Source organism: Nocardia testacea NBRC 100365 (assembly GCF_000308775.1).
Lineage (GTDB): Bacteria > Actinomycetota > Actinomycetes > Mycobacteriales > Mycobacteriaceae > Nocardia > Nocardia testacea.
This window is the reverse complement of record NZ_BAGJ01000262.1, coordinates 1-16,929: the sequence shown is the minus strand read 5'-3', so window position 1 is coordinate 16,929 and position 16,929 is coordinate 1. Positions and strand designations below refer to the sequence as shown.

20 protein-coding genes and 1 tRNA gene are annotated in these 16,929 nt (G+C 66.8%); 11 read left to right on the top strand and 10 right to left on the bottom strand.

Annotated elements, in window-relative coordinates:
- Nucleotides 1-142 precede the first annotated feature (142 nt).
- From ON38_RS28190 to ON38_RS28165, 7 genes are all read right to left on the bottom strand, one after another.
- A complete protein-coding gene (locus ON38_RS28190) occupies nt 143-391 on the bottom strand; it encodes a hypothetical protein (protein WP_039828090.1) in 249 nt (82 codons plus the stop codon).
- Entirely contained in the window at nt 388-681 is a 294-nt protein-coding gene (locus ON38_RS28185; protein ID WP_039828089.1) for a hypothetical protein, read from the bottom strand. Before ON38_RS28185 ends, ON38_RS28190 begins: the two co-directional genes overlap by 4 nt.
- Nucleotides 678-1,772 (bottom strand): AAA family ATPase, encoded by a 1,095-nt coding sequence (locus ON38_RS28180; protein ID WP_051165341.1) that lies wholly within the window; start codon nt 1,770-1,772, stop codon nt 678-680. The genes ON38_RS28185 and ON38_RS28180 overlap by 4 nt, the downstream gene beginning before the upstream one ends.
- 74 nt (nt 1,773-1,846) lie before the next feature.
- Nucleotides 1,847-2,779 (bottom strand): YqaJ viral recombinase family protein, encoded by a 933-nt coding sequence (locus tag ON38_RS28175; protein ID WP_039828088.1) that lies wholly within the window; start codon nt 2,777-2,779, stop codon nt 1,847-1,849.
- Nucleotides 2,776-2,904 carry a hypothetical protein gene (locus ON38_RS37975; RefSeq protein WP_281004641.1) on the bottom strand — a complete coding sequence of 43 codons (129 nt, stop codon included), beginning with the start codon at nt 2,902-2,904 and terminating at the stop codon, nt 2,776-2,778. Before ON38_RS37975 ends, ON38_RS28175 begins: the two co-directional genes overlap by 4 nt.
- Entirely contained in the window at nt 2,901-3,194 is a 294-nt protein-coding gene (locus ON38_RS28170) for a hypothetical protein (RefSeq protein ID WP_039828087.1), read from the bottom strand. The genes ON38_RS37975 and ON38_RS28170 overlap by 4 nt, the downstream gene beginning before the upstream one ends.
- A gap of 86 nt (nt 3,195-3,280) precedes the next feature.
- Nucleotides 3,281-3,508 carry a helix-turn-helix domain-containing protein gene (locus ON38_RS28165; protein WP_039828086.1) on the bottom strand — a complete coding sequence of 76 codons (228 nt, stop codon included), beginning with the start codon at nt 3,506-3,508 and terminating at the stop codon, nt 3,281-3,283.
- A gap of 232 nt (nt 3,509-3,740) precedes the next feature.
- Here ON38_RS28165 and ON38_RS37190 point away from each other — a divergent pair, with 232 nt between their 5' ends.
- Together ON38_RS37190 and ON38_RS28155 are read left to right on the top strand one after the other, a co-directional pair.
- Complete coding sequence (locus tag ON38_RS37190) at nt 3,741-4,136, top strand: helix-turn-helix domain-containing protein (protein WP_218000850.1); 396 nt, start codon at nt 3,741-3,743, stop codon at nt 4,134-4,136.
- 117 nt (nt 4,137-4,253) lie between these two features.
- Nucleotides 4,254-4,763, top strand: a complete 510-nt coding sequence (locus ON38_RS28155; RefSeq protein ID WP_157181949.1) for an ImmA/IrrE family metallo-endopeptidase — start codon at nt 4,254-4,256, stop codon at nt 4,761-4,763.
- Nucleotides 4,764-4,812: 49 nt separating this feature from the next.
- On the opposite strand, the gene ON38_RS28150 is transcribed toward ON38_RS28155, so the two are convergent.
- Complete coding sequence (locus ON38_RS28150) at nt 4,813-6,219, bottom strand: site-specific integrase (protein ID WP_039828084.1); 1,407 nt, start codon at nt 6,217-6,219, stop codon at nt 4,813-4,815.
- Nucleotides 6,220-7,218: 999 nt separating this feature from the next.
- On the opposite strand from ON38_RS28150, the gene ON38_RS28145 reads away from it, so the two are divergent.
- Nucleotides 7,219-7,292, top strand: a tRNA-Pro gene (locus ON38_RS28145).
- 39 nt (nt 7,293-7,331) lie between these two features.
- Here ON38_RS28145 and ON38_RS28140 read toward each other — a convergent pair.
- Complete coding sequence (locus tag ON38_RS28140; RefSeq protein ID WP_083873161.1) at nt 7,332-8,108, bottom strand: MerR family transcriptional regulator; 777 nt, start codon at nt 8,106-8,108, stop codon at nt 7,332-7,334.
- 270 nt (nt 8,109-8,378) lie between these two features.
- Between ON38_RS28140 and ON38_RS34445 the strand changes: the two genes are divergently transcribed.
- The 8 genes from ON38_RS34445 (at nt 8,379) to ON38_RS28100 (ending at nt 16,679) form a co-directional block, all read left to right on the top strand.
- The gene (locus ON38_RS34445) at nt 8,379-8,852 is read left to right on the top strand and encodes a hypothetical protein (RefSeq protein WP_157181948.1); all 474 of its coding nucleotides are present in this window, start codon (nt 8,379-8,381) and stop codon (nt 8,850-8,852) included.
- A 45-nt stretch (nt 8,853-8,897) separates the two neighbouring features.
- Nucleotides 8,898-9,791, top strand: coding sequence for an ROK family protein (locus ON38_RS28130; RefSeq protein WP_039828083.1), 894 nt, complete (start codon nt 8,898-8,900; stop codon nt 9,789-9,791).
- A 446-nt stretch (nt 9,792-10,237) separates the two neighbouring features.
- Nucleotides 10,238-11,356, top strand: coding sequence for a GAF domain-containing protein (locus tag ON38_RS28125; protein ID WP_039828132.1), 1,119 nt, complete (start codon nt 10,238-10,240; stop codon nt 11,354-11,356).
- Nucleotides 11,357-11,500: 144 nt separating this feature from the next.
- Nucleotides 11,501-12,445, top strand: coding sequence for a conjugal transfer protein (locus ON38_RS28120; RefSeq protein WP_039828082.1), 945 nt, complete (start codon nt 11,501-11,503; stop codon nt 12,443-12,445).
- Nucleotides 12,446-12,462: 17 nt separating this feature from the next.
- Complete coding sequence (locus ON38_RS28115; RefSeq protein ID WP_030525365.1) at nt 12,463-12,723, top strand: hypothetical protein; 261 nt, start codon at nt 12,463-12,465, stop codon at nt 12,721-12,723.
- Between the two features lie 5 nt (nt 12,724-12,728).
- Nucleotides 12,729-13,316 carry a hypothetical protein gene (locus ON38_RS36890; protein ID WP_174372469.1) on the top strand — a complete coding sequence of 196 codons (588 nt, stop codon included), beginning with the start codon at nt 12,729-12,731 and terminating at the stop codon, nt 13,314-13,316.
- Complete coding sequence (locus tag ON38_RS28105; protein ID WP_039828080.1) at nt 13,316-15,841, top strand: ATP-binding protein; 2,526 nt, start codon at nt 13,316-13,318, stop codon at nt 15,839-15,841. Before ON38_RS36890 ends, ON38_RS28105 begins: the two co-directional genes overlap by 1 nt.
- A gap of 13 nt (nt 15,842-15,854) precedes the next feature.
- Nucleotides 15,855-16,679 (top strand): NlpC/P60 family protein, encoded by an 825-nt coding sequence (locus ON38_RS28100; RefSeq protein ID WP_039828078.1) that lies wholly within the window; start codon nt 15,855-15,857, stop codon nt 16,677-16,679.
- Nucleotides 16,680-16,749: 70 nt separating this feature from the next.
- On the opposite strand, the gene ON38_RS37185 is transcribed toward ON38_RS28100, so the two are convergent.
- Nucleotides 16,750-16,929 (bottom strand): hypothetical protein (locus ON38_RS37185; protein WP_039828076.1); only part of this gene is annotated, 180 nt, incomplete at its 5' end.

The window sequence follows — 16,929 nt, the reverse complement described above, 5'->3', positions numbered from 1 at the left end:
GGCGGCCGCGCGTCGCAGTCGTGGCGCGTTACGAGCCAGTCAGGGTGTCGCGGGCAGGGGCTGCGGCGCCGCGACATGGTGCGACCGACCTCGCAGCGGGCCGCGAGGACCCATGCCGCGAGGTCGGCCGCTACCGGGACGGTCACGCGACGTCGACGTAGTGCAGGCCGGTGACGCGTTTCGACGCGAAATGCTCATCGCGCGTCACCTCACCCCAACGGACCCGATTGGGGAGGTGGCCGATATGCCAGCCGGAGAGCTCCTCGCACTCGTAGGTGCTGATGTGGTTGCCGGGCAGGGTTCGGGCGACGCGGCGTGCATCGCGCCGCGAGATATAGCGGCGCTTCTCGCACGTCGGGCACCACACCCAGTGGGAACCAGCGCGGCTCATGATGCGAGCCGATCGAGTGCCGCAACGAGCCGGTCGATCGCCTTGCGGCCGAGTGCGTTCTCTGCGTCGACCTGACGCGCCGGGGTGGTCTCCAGATACATCGACGCGAACAGCAGCGCGTCGACGCGGATCTGACCGGGCGCGCCGTCGCGGCGGCCGTGTCGCGCGTCGCGGATCGCGTCGGCGTGCGCATCGCGGCATAGCTGGCACGACGGTTCGCGTCGGCGTTTGTGGCGGTGGTATCCGGCGTCGGTGCCGCAGGTACCGGACCCGGGGGCGATGGTGATCATGCCGCGTCGCTCTCGGGAACGTCCAGCGTGGCGACCTTCGCCTCCACATCGCTCCGGAGCGCGTCGCGTACATCATTGGGCAGCTCACCCGCGAGACGCCAAATTCGCTGCAATGCCTCACGGGTCGACGCGTCGCCGAGTTGTTTGCGCAGCTCCGCGTCACGACGCGCGACGGCTTCCGGGTCCGGTGCGGATGCTGGCTGGTTACCGCGAACTGCGGCGCGTGCCCGGTCGGCGACAGCTGGTGCGCCCTGGTCGTCGGAGTCGTCCGCGACGTGCTCCGGAGTGCTGTCCAGGGTGCGGAGATCCCGTACCTTCGCTGTCTTCGGGTCGCACTTCAGGACGTCGAAGATGAGCCAGGCAATCGAGAAGTCAGGCGCGGGCTTCGGCTTGTCGACCCCGGGCCTAAGACCGTGCGCGACGCTGCGGGCACCGATGACGCGGGGTGCCTCATCGCGAGACAACCGCACCCACGCGGACGCGTCGAACGCGAGACCCTTCTGCCCCTCGACCCGGTAATCCTTCTGGTTGGGGATCGGCTTGCCGTCGTCACCCATCGCGGCGACTTCCTTACCGCGCGCAGTCATCACGACGATGCCGGGGAAGGTCATCAGCATCCGCATGAGGCTCGCGTGACGGCTATTGGCGTCGTTCCACAGCCGGTTGTCCGGCCTGATTTCCGCGTTCGGGTCGCGAGCCAGGATCCGCTTGGCGTAATTGGATGCCAGCGCGCGGGCCGTTGCCCAGTCCTTGAGCATGTCCCACTCGGCTGTCATCGAGTCGATGAGCAGAGTGACCGGCTTCTCTCCGGCCGCGTTGGCGCGAGCCGCTTCCTCGCGGACCGCGGCGACTTGGCCGACGATGTCGCTCCAGGTGCCGTCGTGGTCCAGCACCTCGTAGTCGGCGCCGGGGATCGCGGCGTACTCGTCGGCCGCGCCCTCGCCGAGGTCGAGCCAGAATGCCCGGCCGATGCGTTCGTCGGCGGTGAACTCGGCGAGCTGCCAGGACTTGCCGGTCTTCTCGCCGCCCTCGACCAGGATCAACGGCCACGGGACAGCGCCGGTCGGCTTGCGGGTTTTCAACTTGGACATGTGGTTCCTCTCGGGTGAGCCCGGCACCGATGGCGGTCGGTGCCGGGCAGGGGTGACCTTTGGCGGAGGTCGGGTTACTTGGTGACCGGCGGCAGGGCGGCGGCCGCGAAGTCGATCGGTTTGCTCATCTTGTAGAGCGCGACCCCGGTTTTGGTGGGCCGCCGCGTCGCGACAACCTGCTTGTTCTTGCCGTGGCCGATCACGGCGCGGCGGGCGCGGCCCATCGTGCGCAGCAGCTTCGACTTCGCCAGGTTCAGCGCCTCCTCAGCCGCGTCGGCGGCTTGGAGAGCGCCGTCGAACTCGTGCGCCAGTGCGAACGACACCGGCCAGTCCTCGTGGTCGCCCCGGTCGATCTCCGGGTGCGCCCTCCTGATTGCGTTGTAGGTCTCCAGGTGACCGTCGACGTCCGGCGGCTCACCGTCTGGGTCCATCGCGTTCGCGTGGAACTCGCGGCAGAAGTCCTCGATATCGTCGGCCAGCGCACGGTCGTAGCTGATGAGGTAGTCGGTCTCGTCGTAGAACGGGCCCAGGCACGCCACATACGCCCGCATTACGCGGACCATGTGCATCTGCCACTGCACCTGCAGGTAGTAGCCGAGCGGGATCTCCGACGATCCGGCCGGACCCCACTGGTAGTCCCCGCGGCCGTCGGTCTTCGCCTCGACAACGAACACCTCACCGGTCTTGCGGTGGCGCGCCAGCGCATCCGGTGTAGCGGCCGCCCACGCTTCCAGGCCGGGCCGCGAGAACGACCCCGCCGGGAGCCGTTCCAGCTCGGGATGGCGGCGGAAAAACCGTTCCAGGATGATCGGCTCGAAATCCGTGCCCCGCTGCATGGCCTCGTTCTCGGCGTCACGGGGTACCTCACCGCGCAGGAGGTAGAACTCCTTCGTCGGCGAGCTGTACTTGCTGGCGTTGAACAGGCCGGGGATCTTCGACGCGGTGATCTTCCGCGACCACACCGCCCCGCCTGGCGCGGTGGGGGCCGGTGCCTCGACGGTGGTCATCCGAGCACCCCGATCCGGACCAGCCACACCACACCGAGCAGCAGCACGGTCACGAAACTTCCGATCGCGGCAGCGGCCATGTGGGCGACGTTGGGGGACAGCGGCTCCCGCTGCGGGCCGCTCATGCCGCAGCCCCGGCGGGCTGGGCCGACAGGACCCGGCCGAGTTCAGCCAGCGCGGTGTTCGCGGCCTTCAGCGGGGTATCGCCCAGGCCGGACAGCCAGACAACGCGACGGTTGTCCGTTGCTTGGACGCCGGGGAGCCCGACGAATTCGTCAGGGAGGAAAACTGAGACCCGATAGCTGGCGTCGTAGGACGTCAGGGTCCAGTGCCGGTCTCCGAACTGGTTGCTGATCGGGACGGTGCCATCGAGGGCCGCAAACGCGGTTTCCAAGGTGGTATGGTGGCCTTGCATCTGGGGTTGGTTCCTTTCGGGTGCAAAGACCCGCATCGCAGTTCTCTTGGCGGAGAGATGCGGGTCGACCCCTTTTCAGGGGAGATTCAGGCGGCGGGTTCCCACGGGGAGGCTTGCAGCCAGGCGTCGACATCTGCCGGCCTGATGCGCTTGGAGCGGTTGGTACCGCTCGGCGCGACTGCTGCGAGCCGACCGGCCGCGATCTCGCGGTCGATGAACGCATAGCCGAAGCCAGTCAGATCGGCGACTTCCTGCACTGTGAGTGCCATCCGCTGGTTGAGGGGGACCGCCGGTGTCTCGGCGGTAGCTGTCATTCCCACTTGATCGGTTCCTTTCGGGCGCCCGTGGCGGCGGGCGGTGTCGCTATGACGTCACCGACACTACGCGCAGTGCGTGCGCAGTGCAATATGGAATAACGAGGAATAATGGAACCGTGTCAGAGTCGTTAGGACACCCTGAGCTGCTAGAACGCCTATGAATTAAAAGGAGTGGCATACTACCTACACTGCGCAGTGCTGGTAAGGTCGGGTCCTTTACTTCGCACCAGTGCGCAGCAACAATATGCACATGAGACCCCAGTGGGCCTTCGGGCAGCGGATCGAACAGGCGCGGCAGGCGGCCCAAATGTCGAAGCGGCAAGCCGCCAAGCGCGCAGGCATATCCGAGTCCCGATGGCGGCAACTAGAACTTGGCGTCGAGAACGTCCGCGGCATCGAGGTCGTGGTCCGCACCACTCCCGAGACCGTCGCGCGTATGGCGTCCACGGTCGGCCTCGACGTAGCCGAGATGCTCGAACTCGCCGGATTCAACCCGGACCTCGTCGGAGATATCCCTGCCGGCCTCGGCGTCGAAACGGTCGACGTTACCGGGCTGCCACCCGAGGCGGTGGACAAAGTGCGGGACTTCGTGAAGTTCCTCAAGCAGCAGGAAAGGGGACAGTGAAACGTCTGTAACGCTTAGAGGCGCTAAGCAGATTTGTGGAGCAGGTGGGGTCTCCGTTTTGTCCGAAAGGGGGCGGCGCTGAACAGCATTCAGGCGACATTGCACAAGGTGGTGGGGATGTACGACCCGTTTGAGGACCTGCTTCACAGAACTGGATACACGGTCGGGGTCACCCCCGATCTACCAGCCAGCGATGCATGGCTGATCTGCGAGGACCGCACCATCCTCCTCAACGAGGCACTCGACCCCGCGCAGCGCCGGACGATGTGCGCGCACATGCTCGCCCATGTCGACCTCGGACACCCGGCACACCTGGCATCAGCGGACCACACCGTCTGCCACGAGGTCGAGGCTCAACGGCTGGCTGCGCGAAGACTCATCGAACTACCGGACTTGAGCTGGGCGCTTGCGCACGTCGGGGCGGAGGCGGACCTGATCGCGCAGCAGCTCGGCGTCACAGTATCTCTTCTCGCCAAGCGAGTACGTCATCTTGTCGCTGACGAGGCCCAGGCCCTTATGAGTATCGGCCGTCGGATCATCTGGCCGTCCACCCCAGCCGCACCGCCGCTGCGGTGCACGGTGATCCGCAGCCTGCCCCCTCGGCCTCCACTGCACACCTACAACTGACACCAAGGCGCCCCGCCCGGACATTCCGGGGCGGGGCGCACTCACGGGATCAGGACGCCAGCGCGGGCAGCTCCTCCTCGGGCGGCTCCTCCTGCTTCTTCTCGGCCAGCAGCCCGCCGAGAGCGGAAAGGCCGGCGCGCTTCACTCCGTGGTCGGCGTGCGCGTACATCCGCTGTACCGCGGCGGAGCTATGGCCCATGATCGCCATTCGGACGTCCTCCGGCACCTTCGCCTCGAGCAGGAGGGTGGCCGTGGTGTGCCGGGCCGCGTGCTGCACTACGTCAGGGGCGCCGACCGCTGCGAGGGCCGCCGTCCACTCCGCAGTGTCTGCCTTCGACGAGTACGGGCGGCCGCGGTCTGTGACCCACAGCAGCCCGTACGGGTTCGGCTTCATCTGCTGGATATGGGCGCGCAGCAGCATGAGCAGCGGATCCGGAAGCGGCAGCATCCGGACGGACTTCGTCGTCTTGGGCCGGATCAGGCAGTACGACCGGAACAGCGGCTTCACCTCGAAACCGGCGGGGGAGTCGAACGCCTCCAGCGGGTAGACGTCGCCCTTGGGCAGCGGGTCGCCCTTCTTCCGCTTCAACGGCACCGCCTGCAACGCCCAGGACAGATCGACCAGGCCCCGGTCGAGGTCGACCCGGTCCGCGGTCAGGCCCAGACATTCGCCTTGCCGGACGCCGGTCAGCAGCGCGAACGCGAACCGCACCGCCAGCGGGTTCTCGGTATCGAGTGCGTGCCGGATCACAGCGCGCGCCTGCTCGGAGGTCAGCGGAGCACGGGACCGCTGCTTGCGCTTCTTCGGGCCCGCGGACTCCAGTTCGCCCGCAGCGGCTGGCAGCTCGGCGACCGCGCCGCCCTGCACCATCGTGGTCTGGACGACTGTGGTCCGGGCGCCCGGTTTGGGCACCGCCTTGGCGACGTTGCGGGTCAGGCCGAGGCTCGGCTCCTTCATCGCGTCCTCCAGCGCACCGGAGAGCGTGTTGTAGGCGATCTCGGCGGTACGGAGCGACAGCCCGGACGCGAGGATCTGCTTGACCATGTACCGCACGTTCTGCGGCTCCAGGTCGACGAGCTTCACCTTCCCGATGTGCGGGACGATGTTGCAGTTGACCGTGGAGACGTGGTTCCGCCACGGGCGGGGCCGCAGGCGAGGCTTCGCGATCTCCTCCAGCCAGTACTCCAGGAAGGCGGCGATGGTGGCCGACGACTGTTTGAGCGGCTGGCCGGTCGCGATCTTCACCAGTAGCTCGCGCCGCGCCTCGATCAGGTCGTTGCGGTTCTTGCGCCGGACCACTGTGTAGTCCCGGTCGCCGTTGGGTTTCCGGTCCAGCTCGACCCGCCATGCCCACAGGAAGGTCTCGACAACCTTCTTCTCGCCGGTCTTCTTATCGACGACCGTCTTGGTGCGGCGCTCCTTGTATGGTTTGCCTTCGCCGCGAATGCGTGGCATCTTGTTCTCCGTTCGAACGTCCCCAGAGAAGGGGGACGGGGAAGGTACAACGTGGACCCATGTCGGCCGGTGTAGTCCGGTGTAGACATTGGTGTAGTCGTACCGGAATGATCAGGTACGATCAGGTAGAGCGAGAGTCAGCTTGACCAGGCGTTTTCCGACATATGGGCAGGTCCCATAGTACTGAAATTCCGTCTTCCAAGCTGATGGTGCGGGTTCGATTCCCGTCACCCGCTCCACTGAAAGGGCCCTGTCATCAGGGCCTTTTTCATTGCACGCTCCGTACCGCGCCGAGTCCGGCCCATGGTGGAGCCTTTCCGTTCAGGGCCTGTCCCGGCCTGTCCTCGGCGGTGACCGGCCGGCCGCGAGTGCCCACCCGGCGTACCGGCTGCCACCGCCATCTGCCGTCGTTCCCGCTTGCCGTGGCGGCCGTGGGCAGCCGAGGGTGCCGGAGAGGACGGCGAATCCGGCTGTCCATGCTCGCGGGGTCCGATATCCCGGGTCCTCGGTGGGCGGGGATGACGAGCCGTACCGAGTGGCGATCACCGGTGGACCCGCTGGAGACCGGGCGGGTGTGCGTGGATCCGCTGGGTTCGGTGGCAAGGGCCGATTCGGTGGAGTCGTCGTCCACCGAGTGGGGGGCGGACTGTAGGAGCGACCGGTACGAGGGGAGTCCGGGAGCCGCTGCCCCATTGTGCGCGGGCGCGGCTTCTACCTGGTTTGCCTTCGCCGTGGATGCCGTGGCATCTTGTTCTCGTTCGAACGTCCCCGGGCACCGGGGACCGGAGAACACGGTGAGACCCGGCCGGTATGGACATCGGTTCGGTCCCATCGGCCCGATCGGGTACGATCGGGCGGAGCGAGAGTCGGTTCGACCAGCGGTTTTCTGATATATGGGCAGGTCCCGTACTACTGGAGATCCGTCTTCCGAGAGCTGATGGTGCGGGTCGGATTCCCGTCACCCGCTCCGGGCCGGTGCTCGATTCCTCCGGGAGAGTACGGGGTGTGGCGCAGCTTGGTAGCGCACCCGCTTTGGGAGCGGGTGGTCGCAGGTTCAAATCCTGTCACCCCGACAAGTGTTCGTTCTTTGCCGCGTGCCGCGGATCTGCCCCTCAGATCCGCGACCGGGACGGCTGTTTTCCGTCGGTCACCGCGCTCTGCTGGCCGGCACGGGGAAGCGAGATGTCCACATCCGGCGCCGGTAGTTCCGCGCGGCGCCCGAAGGCCTGATCGATCAATTCGGACGCGGCCCGGGTGACGATCAGCCGTGCGATGGCGAGATCGGTCTCCAGTTTGGTGCGGTCTTTGGGATTTCGTTCGGATTGCTCGTACGCCCGGCTGGCCAGTACGTAGAAGATCTCGGCGGCGTAGCGGTCGGCGATGCGGTCGCAATCCGCGCGCATACGTTCGACCAGATGGAAGGTGGCGGCGGCGGGTAGGCCGGCGTCGGTGAGCCGGGTGGCGAGATCGCTGCAGCGCGGGTTGGTGACCCGATATACGTCGAAGGGGTCGTCGCTGGCGGCCAATGCCTGCTGGACGTATTCGGGAAGTTCGTGGACCGGCTCTTCGGGCTCGGGCTGTGCCGCGGCCGGGGCCTGCCGGCCGGGTGTGCTGACGGTCTGGTCGGTGACGCCCAGTACGTCCCCGAGGCCGTCACCGCGATCCCAGGCCGCCAGGAGTTCCCGGATGCCGTTCAGTTTCATGCCCCGGCCGAGCAGACGGCTGATGGTCTGCAACCGGTTGAGGTGGTCCGAGCCGTAATAGCCGATCCGGCCTCGGACGTCGGGCGAGGGCAGCAGCCCACGCTCGTGGTACACGCGGACACTGCGCACGGTGGTTTCGGCAGCCCGCGCCAGCTCGTCGATCGTGTACTCGGATTCGCCAGCCATACCTATAGGAAACCATAATCGGGCCCGTAGATAAACGGTCCGTAACCAAACGAACCGCTGAGCAGCGGCTAAAAGATGTGAAAAACACGTCAACGTCCCGTTACCTAACGGCACGAGACCTTGCCTGAAGCGCCTTCCGTGCTCTAACGTGCGTGATACAGCTGACACCAGCTGGTTTCCGGGGACTGTTGAGCAGCCCTGACGTTCCGCCCGACCAACGGGACACGATCGGTTTCCCCCGGCGTGCCCTCGGCAGTTCCGGAGACGGTTATGAGCACAACGCGAGTTCGTTCCTTGAGCGTGGTCACACCTCGCTCCACCACTTCTTCCCGGCTTCCCGCGACGCCGCTGCCGGCGCCCGCGAAATCGGCACAGCGGCCCCCGTGCGCCGAGGTGCCCGACAGCTGGGACCTCGACTCCGGGACGCCGGAAGCATGGCATTCGGCAGTGCGCATCTGCTATGGGTGCCCGCTGTTCGTGCAGTGCAGCCGGTTGGCGCAGACCCTCATCGAGCGGGGCGATGCACCGCGAGCCATGATCTGGGCGGGTGTCGCCTACGACAACTCGGGCAATGTCATCGAGAACCTCGATCGCCACCGGACCGTGCCCATCGACCACAAGCGCCCGATGCGCATAATCCGCAACGGCCCGCGTCCCACCCACGGCACGGCGGTCGCCGGTGCCCCGAAGCGGCATATCGTGCTGGGTCGCCCACTGCGGCCGACGGAGTCGGCGGCGGTCTGACTATGCTCCGGGGGCAAGCACGGATCTAGCTCGGGTGGTGCGTAGATGACAATCCTGGCGTTGGAGATCGGTCCGACCCGGTTCGCCGCGATCGAGATCGCCGACGACGTCGGGGCCGACCGGGTCGAACGGATCCCGGTCCCTCGTGTCGGGGCGTGGGATCGAGTTCGGGAGCTGTTGCTGAAGATCGCCGCCGGGCGCGATGTCACCGCGGTCGGTATCGCCTCGAGCGGGCCGATCGATATGGCCTCCGGAGTGGTGGCGCCGGATCAGGTGCGGGAATGGCAATCCGGGTTTCCGCTCGTGGAATCGGTACAGAAGCTGTTTCCGGCCGCGACCGTCGCGATGGCCCTCGATGGAGTATGCCTGGCGCTGGCCGAACGGCATTTCGGCGCCACGCAGGAGATCATGGACTCGCTGGCGATGTATGTCTCGGACACGATCGTCGGCGGAGTCATGGTCGGCGGCTTCGTGGTGGTCGGGCGTACCGGCAACGCCGGCCAGGTCGGCCATGTGCTGGTGCCCGGCTACGACGACCGCTGCGTATGCGGGGGACGCGGATGTCTGGAATCGGTGGCCGGTGGTGCGGCGCTGATCAAATGGGCGCGTGAGCAGGGCTGGGGCGGCGATTCGCTGGAGGCTCTGGCGGCCGACGCGCAGGCGGCCGACCGGACCGCGGTCAAGGCGCTCGAACGGGCCGGTACGGCGCTGGGCCGGGCGATAGCCTCGGTAGCGCCTCTGCTCGATATCGACCGGGTGGTGATCGGCGGGCCGATCGCCACGCCCGGATCGGCGCTGTGGAAACCGCTGCACAATGCCGTCGCGATGCACGCGCGGCTACCGTTCCTCACCGGATTGCGAGCGGTCGCGTCCGAGCTGGAGGATCTCGGCCTGCTGGCCGGCGCGGGCGTTATCGCCCTGACCTCTCAGAGTGAGTGAAAACCTTTCTCGGAAAACGGACTCGGCGCGACCGGCTCGTTCGGGACACCGCGATACGAGGTCCGTGCGGTGGCGGCCGCGGAACCGCCGAGCCGCGGCCGGGGCCGGTGGCGGCGGATTGCCGATGATTAGCTGCTTTCTCCGGCGGGGTGCCGTACGCGGTTTCGAACCGGGCGGTAGCCGGTGCCGGTGCTGCCTACGCGGTCCGAATCGCTCGTGTTGCCAAGGGTTTCCGTAGAATTCCCCAGTGGGCGAGCGGGATGCCCGGTCAATAGGGCTTGCGGACGGATCCGGTTGCGAGACGCGCTCTAGGTGCCGACCCAAGGTCCACTATTGAACGTACCGCTGCGCAACGGTACATTATCTCTTGCGGCCGTTGTCTCGTTTGAGGCACCCACCGCGCAACAGTAGGACGCACGCGATGAGAGGGCGCAGTGATCCCCTGGGTGACGGTCGAAACTTTGGCGCCGGAAGGGTTCTCGGTCGCGTCGGTCGGGGATACCGCCCGGGAGTTCGCCGACTGGCGACGAGTACTGCAGCGGCAGCTCTCTCGCACGCCGGCTCTGTACGACGGGCTGAGCACGCGTGATATCACCGAAGCTCTCCGCGCGTGCCTCGAAGGCTCGGTCGAGGTGGACAAAGCGGTGTCCACCCGCTCGGGACCGCATCGGCTGATCGTGCGCCCGGTCTTCGGGCCCGGGGGAGAGGTGCATGCTGTTCGCTGGTGGGCCGGACCGCAGAACGCCCCGGTCCCCCCATTGCCCGGCGCGGTCGGAGTGATCTGGGACCTGGACAGTCAGACACTGGCGCAGCCGAGCGGAATCACCGCCCTCTCGGGGATCGCCCCCGAGGAATACGTGCCGCGAATGTCCATCGCGGAGTTCTTCCACCGGATCTCGGCCTTCGATCGGCACGCCGAAGTACTCGATCTCCTCTACCGGCCCGTTGCCGGAGACAAGCTGCAATTCGAGGTCTCCGTGCTGCGTAGTGCGGGCCGCGCCACCCGGTGGCGGATCACGATGCGGGCGCGCAACGACGAATACATGCGCGGTGCCTGGTGGCTCATAGAGGACATCACCTCCGACCGCGACCCGGCGATCTGGCCGACCCTGGAAAGCGTCGGGCTGCGGGAGGCGCACCGGCGAGCGGGAAACCACCTGGCGGTGGTTCAGCTGGCGCACGCCAGCATTTCCCATTGGCTGACCGATCCCGCGCCCTGGGTCCGCTGGGACTACCTGTTCCGGCCGGTCGATGTCTTCCACCCCGACGATCGGGTCCGGCTGATGGAGCTGGGCTCCCGGGTGAACGGTGGCGACAGTGCCGGAGTCACGCTGCGGGCGCTCAACTACGCCGGCGGCTACACGCCGACCTCCCTGTTGCTGTATCCGTACCCCGGGTTCTCCAATCGAGAGCTGGCCATCGCTCAGCTCGTACGGGTTGCCGACGATATCCCCATGGTGGAACCGGAACCGACGGATCTGGCCGCACCGGGAACGCCGATCGGATACGACGACCAACTCCGATATCGGCTGGCCGGCCGGTTGCGGCACAACGCGATGTCCTGAGTATCACGGGCCCGTGTCCGACCCCTCGAGTCCCCAGATGTGGGAAGGGATCCCCGGTCGGTGGCCCGGCTGCTCTCTACCATTTCGAGAGTGAGGACTGGGGTGGCCGGACGTGCAGATTCTGGCGAAGCGCTGCTTCGCCAGATGGCCGCGCGCAGGCGCCGCGACAATATCGTCGTGATCGTCCTCGCGGTGCTCGCCGTGCTGGGCGGTGGCCACGCCGTCTACGATTTCTTCGCCGCCGACCCCGAACCTCCCGGCGACGACGCCATGGTCACCATTGCCGGTCACGACCGCCTGGCCGGGTCCTTCGCCGAAGATTTCGTGGTCGCCTATCTGAGTGCCGGGACCGGACAGCAGGAAGCGCTGTCACGGTACGTCGGCGGGTCCCAGCAGCTATCGCTACCCAAAACCGGTCAACAGGTGCGCGACCCGATCATCGTCTACACCAGCCGGACCCTGTCCGCCGGGACGGTGGAGGTCTGGTCGGTAACCGTATCGGTCCATGTGGGACGCAACCAATCCGACAGCGCTCGGCAGTATTATCGCGTGCCGGTCTCGATATCGGAGGGGAACCTCCGGGCGCTCACCCTGCCCGCCGCGGTGCAGCCGCCGGGTGTCGGAGCCGATCTGGCCCAGGCCTATTCGGCGCCGTGCGGTGAGGAAACTCCGTTCGCGCAGGTCGTCACCGGATTCCTCACCGCCTACCTCACCGGCTCGGGAGACGTCGCGCGATATGTGAGCGTCGACTCCGGGATCGCGGCCTTGCGCCCGGCGCCGTTCACCGAGCTGTCCACTGTGGCCGTCACCGCCGAGGACACCACCTGCGGGGCCGCCGGGGACACCGCGCGAGTGCTGGCGACCGTGACTCCCGAAGGGCAGTCCGGCGCCGCGCCGGCGCTCGCCTATCCGCTGACGATGACGCGCGGTGACGGGCAGTGGCAGGTACGGGTCATCGAGACGCTGCCGGCCTTGAAAGAACCGCTCACCGCTGTCGTGAACCAGGGGGAGAAAGCCGGTCCGGCACCGGGTCCCGCCACCGGGGCACCCACCACGACCGTTGAGATTCCACGGGCCACCCAGAACTGACGTGAGGCGACGAAAACATGGGCAACATATCCAATATCCTGTACGGAATTCTCGTCTTCGTCCGCTGGGCGGGCCTGATCCTGATCACCATCGTCTCGATGGGCGTGATGATCTCCGAGGCCGCGAAATCCAAACTGTCCCCCGCGAAGATCCTCGGGGTCGCCGGTTCGGCGATCCTGGCCGCCGTGTTGTTCTGGATGCTGCCGACCCTGGTGAACTACGCGCGCGGTGACGCCAACATGATCGTGCCGGACCACCCTGTGGGCGGTTATAGGTGACCCAGGTGATCAAGGTCTTCACGCCGGTAAAACGTGTCCCCACCATGATCGGCAAGGCCCAGAACGGCCAGAAGTTGCCGTTCGGGCCCTACACCCTGCCGCAGGTGGCGGGTGTGGCCGTGGGGTTGATTCTCACGGGCCTCGGCGCGATGACCCTGCCGGTGAATCCGGCGATCACCTTCCTGGTCGGTGTGGCGCTGACCGTAGTGATCGGATTCGGGCTGGGCCTGATCCCTTACACCGGGGTGCGACTGTTGTCCCGGGTCGTATGGTTCGGCCGGCTGATCCTCTACCCGAAACCCGCGCTCGCCTCCGGTATGCCGGTCACTCCGGAGTCCGCGCGGATCACCATGTTCGTCGAGGAGACCGTGGTGGCGATCCTGCCGCACGAGCCGACCATTCCGGTATCGGCGCGGGAACGTGGCAAGCGGGACGCCGCCCGCGGCGGTCAGATCCTGGAAATGCTGGGGACGAACCGATTCCTGCGGCCGGTGGAGGTGATCGAACCAGCCGCCGCGTCCGGTACGCCCTCGAATTGGCGGACGATGATAGGTGGTAACGGGGGGCGACCGAAGAGCGGAGAGGGACGCTGATGGGGTTCAACCGGGATCTACAACCCACAGCCGCGATTCGCGGGCATCTGCAATTCACCCACACCGGGTTGGTCACAGCGAACTATTTCATCACTCCGCTCGGCTACGGATTGCGTAAGGCCAGCGATAAGTTCGACGTCAAATTGGCCCATCACTCCCTGGTCAACAATCTGCCGAACGGATCGCTGCTGCTCGGAATCCAGGCCCGGCAGAACACCATCGATGTGCTGAGCAAAATGGTCGAAGGCGTGGACCTCGACGAATGCGCCGACTACGCCGACGAGGTGTTCGCCTCCTACGAGCGGGTCCGCGCCATCGCCCCGCAGACGCGGATCTTCCTGCTCTCGATCCCGGTGGGTACTGCCAACACCAGCGGTATCTCCGCGCTCTCGCGGATGTGGCGGGGGAGCACCACCACGATCGATGCGACCGCCATCTCCCGGGCCGAACTGGACGCCTACGAGAACGAAGCGAACGAGATCCTGTCCCGTATCGGTGGCGACTTCGATCCGGTGCCGGTGCCGGCGGCGATGTTCCAGTGGCTGTGGGAGCACTATCTGGCCCGCGGCGCGGTGGGTGATCCGGTGGCCCCCACCCGGGCCGGCGCCCTGGACGACGCGACCGCGGCGGTGTTCAAATCCGCGGCATTGGACGAGGGCGCCCGGGCCGATTCGCAGCGCCGGCTGCGCCCCTCCTTCGTGCCGGTGATCAAGGTGGTACAGCCGGACACCGGTTATCGTCCTTCCTATCAGGCGATGCTCACCCCGCGTTCTTTTCCGTACGCGGGCATGATGTTCCCCGGGGGCAGTGAATTCCTGAACGTGATCGACGGTCTCGGCGATGTCACCGTCGACTGGGGGATGCGGATCTCCACCAAACCCGCCGAGCAGGTACTGAAGGCCAACGAGATCAACCTGCGGCGGCTCGGCGAGCAGATGGACCAGCGCGACCAGGAGATCTCCTTCGCGCAGAACACTCTGATGTCCAAGGCGCAGATGCTGAGCGAGTACAACCAGCATTTCGAGGTCAACGGCGGCGAATCGGAAGTCTCGTTCACCACGGTCATCGCCATCGGGGGGCCCTCTCGGGACGAGACCATGGACGCGGTGAACACCCTACGGCGCCGCTACAAGCGTTTCCAGGTGGAAATGACCGCGCCGGTGGGCGCGCAGGTGGACCTCTGGTCGTTGCTCGTGCCGGGTAGCCCCCCGCGGCGGGCATTCGACGACTTCGCCCATATCGTGCCCTCGGATATGTGGGCCGGGTTCGTCCCCTTCACCACGAGCCAGATCGGTGACGACAGTGGCCCGGTGATCGGTATCAATCTGCTGTCCGGGCATTTCGAGCCGATCCATTTCGGCATCATGGAGGCGGCACTGCACGATCTGTCCGCTTCATTCGCGGTGACCGGCGAACTCGGCTCGGGTAAATCGTATTTCCTGAAGCTGATGGCCGTTCTCGTCCACGATATGGGTGGGCAGTTCCTCGCCATCGACCGAAGCCAGGTGGGGGAATGGGAGCATTTCGCCTCCGCCATCGACGATGCCGTGATCATCGATCTGGCAAACCCCACGGTATCGCTGGACCCGCTGCGTCTGTTCGATCCCCGGGTGGCCGGGGAACGTGCGCTGGACTCCGTACTGCCGCTGCTGGACCTCTCCCCGACCTCGGGTACCGGCGCGGTCATCAGCAATCTGCTGTCACCGCGTGGGATCGAAGAACACAAGATCACCAGCCTGCTGGACCTGTTCCGGGTCGTCTGCCGGCTGCGTGACGAACCGGGATCGCTCGAGGAGTACTCCGACCTCGCCTCCCGCCTGGGGACCATCGTGGAGCGTGTTCCGGTACTGTTCGATCCCGGTCTGGCGCCGATCCGGCTGGACGCCGCGGCCACGGTGGTCCGCAGTCACCGGCTCGCGCTACCGACCGCCGAGGAACTCACCACCCCTCATCTGTACAACCGGTTGCCGCTCACCAAGCGGCTGGGCACCGCGCTGTACGAATTGGTGGGGGTCACCGCCCGGGAGGCGTTCCTCTCCGACAACGGCCGGTTCGGTCTGCTGGTCGGTGACGAGGCGCACCATTTCACCCAGACCCAGGTGGGTGCCGCGGTGACTTCCGATTTCAGCCGTGACGGACGTAAACACCTCGCCGCCATCGGACTCGCGTCGCACGATCCCGCCACCGACTTCAAGGGGGCCGCGCACAATCTGATCCCCAATCGCTTCGTCTTCCGCCAGCGCGACGAGACACTGGCCCGCAACAGCCTGGAATGGCTGGGAGTCGATCTGGAGGAGGCGCCGTTCCTACTCCAGGCGCTGCGAGAGGAGACCTCACCACCGGTGGGCGCGGGCCGGCAGGTACCCGAAGAGCGCCGTGGTGAGATGTTCATGCGGGATGCGTTGAGCCGGATCGGGCGCGGCAAGGTACTCGGCCCCGCGCGTACGGACAGAGCCGAAGCCATCACCAGTACGCCGACCGTCGTCGCGAAGACCGAGCGGCGAGAGCCGGAGGCGGTGCGGTGACCGGGGCGTGACGATGGCGGGTGGATCGGATTCCGACGGCTACACGGGGCCGATACGGCTGGTCATCGTGATCGCCGTCCTGTTGATCTGCTGCTGTGGTGGCGCGCTCACAGCCGTTGGGGTCCCACTGGGGGAGATGATGTCGGTCGGTAAGAAGCATTACAACCTGCAGTGCGATATCGCGCTGGGGCCGGAGGCAGGCGCGTCGACGGCGGCTACCGCCACCACGACCGCGGCATCGGTTCCGCCATCGGTCGATCGGCAGCAGCGGCCGGAGAAGAATCCCTATGCGGAGTTGACTTTCGACCCCGACGATCCGAACGTCACCGCTCGAGATCTGGCCTGCGCGTCGGCTATGAAGACGGCGCCGATACAGGACGAGCCGTGGCAGCAGGTCAATACCGGGCCCGCTGTCTCGTGCGCTGCCGACCTGGCGCTGCGCTACCCGGAAGCGGGCGGCACCGCCACGATGGCCGACTACGCACGCGACGTGATCTACAGTGCCTCGATCGCCGGATCGACCGGACAGTGCGCCCCGACCCGGGCACCGGCGGCGGTCGTGACGGAGAACTGCGGAGACCCCACCGCGGCCGCGACATCCGTGATCCTGCCGGCCACGGTCGGCGACCAGGGATACTGCGGGCAAGCGGTCGACCCGAAAGCGACATCGCCCGGTGACCTGGTGTTCTGGGAGTACGTCGACCGCCGTGCGACCCGGGTCGGCGTCGCGCTCGGGCCGGGAGAACTGGTGACGGTGGACAGCGGGAAGTTCGTTCGTCTGAGGATCCCTGAGGACGCCGAGATACAGATCAAACGGGTATTGGGGGATGCCGGGTGACCAGCGCGGAAATCGGTCCGTATCCGTTCGAGATCGAGGTCGTAGGGGAGGAACGCGACGGCGGAGACGCTCAGCCGGCCAAGCCCGGTGAGCGTCGAAACGGGGGTGGCGGAAAGAACGGCTCGGTGCCGGCGGCGCCCGCGCCGCCGCCCGTTTCGCCGCCCCCGAACGCCACCCCGCCTCCGGCAAGCAATTCCGCGCCGGCTCCCGCCTCGGCTCCCACGACCGCACCGGCGCCCGGTGCGGCGGC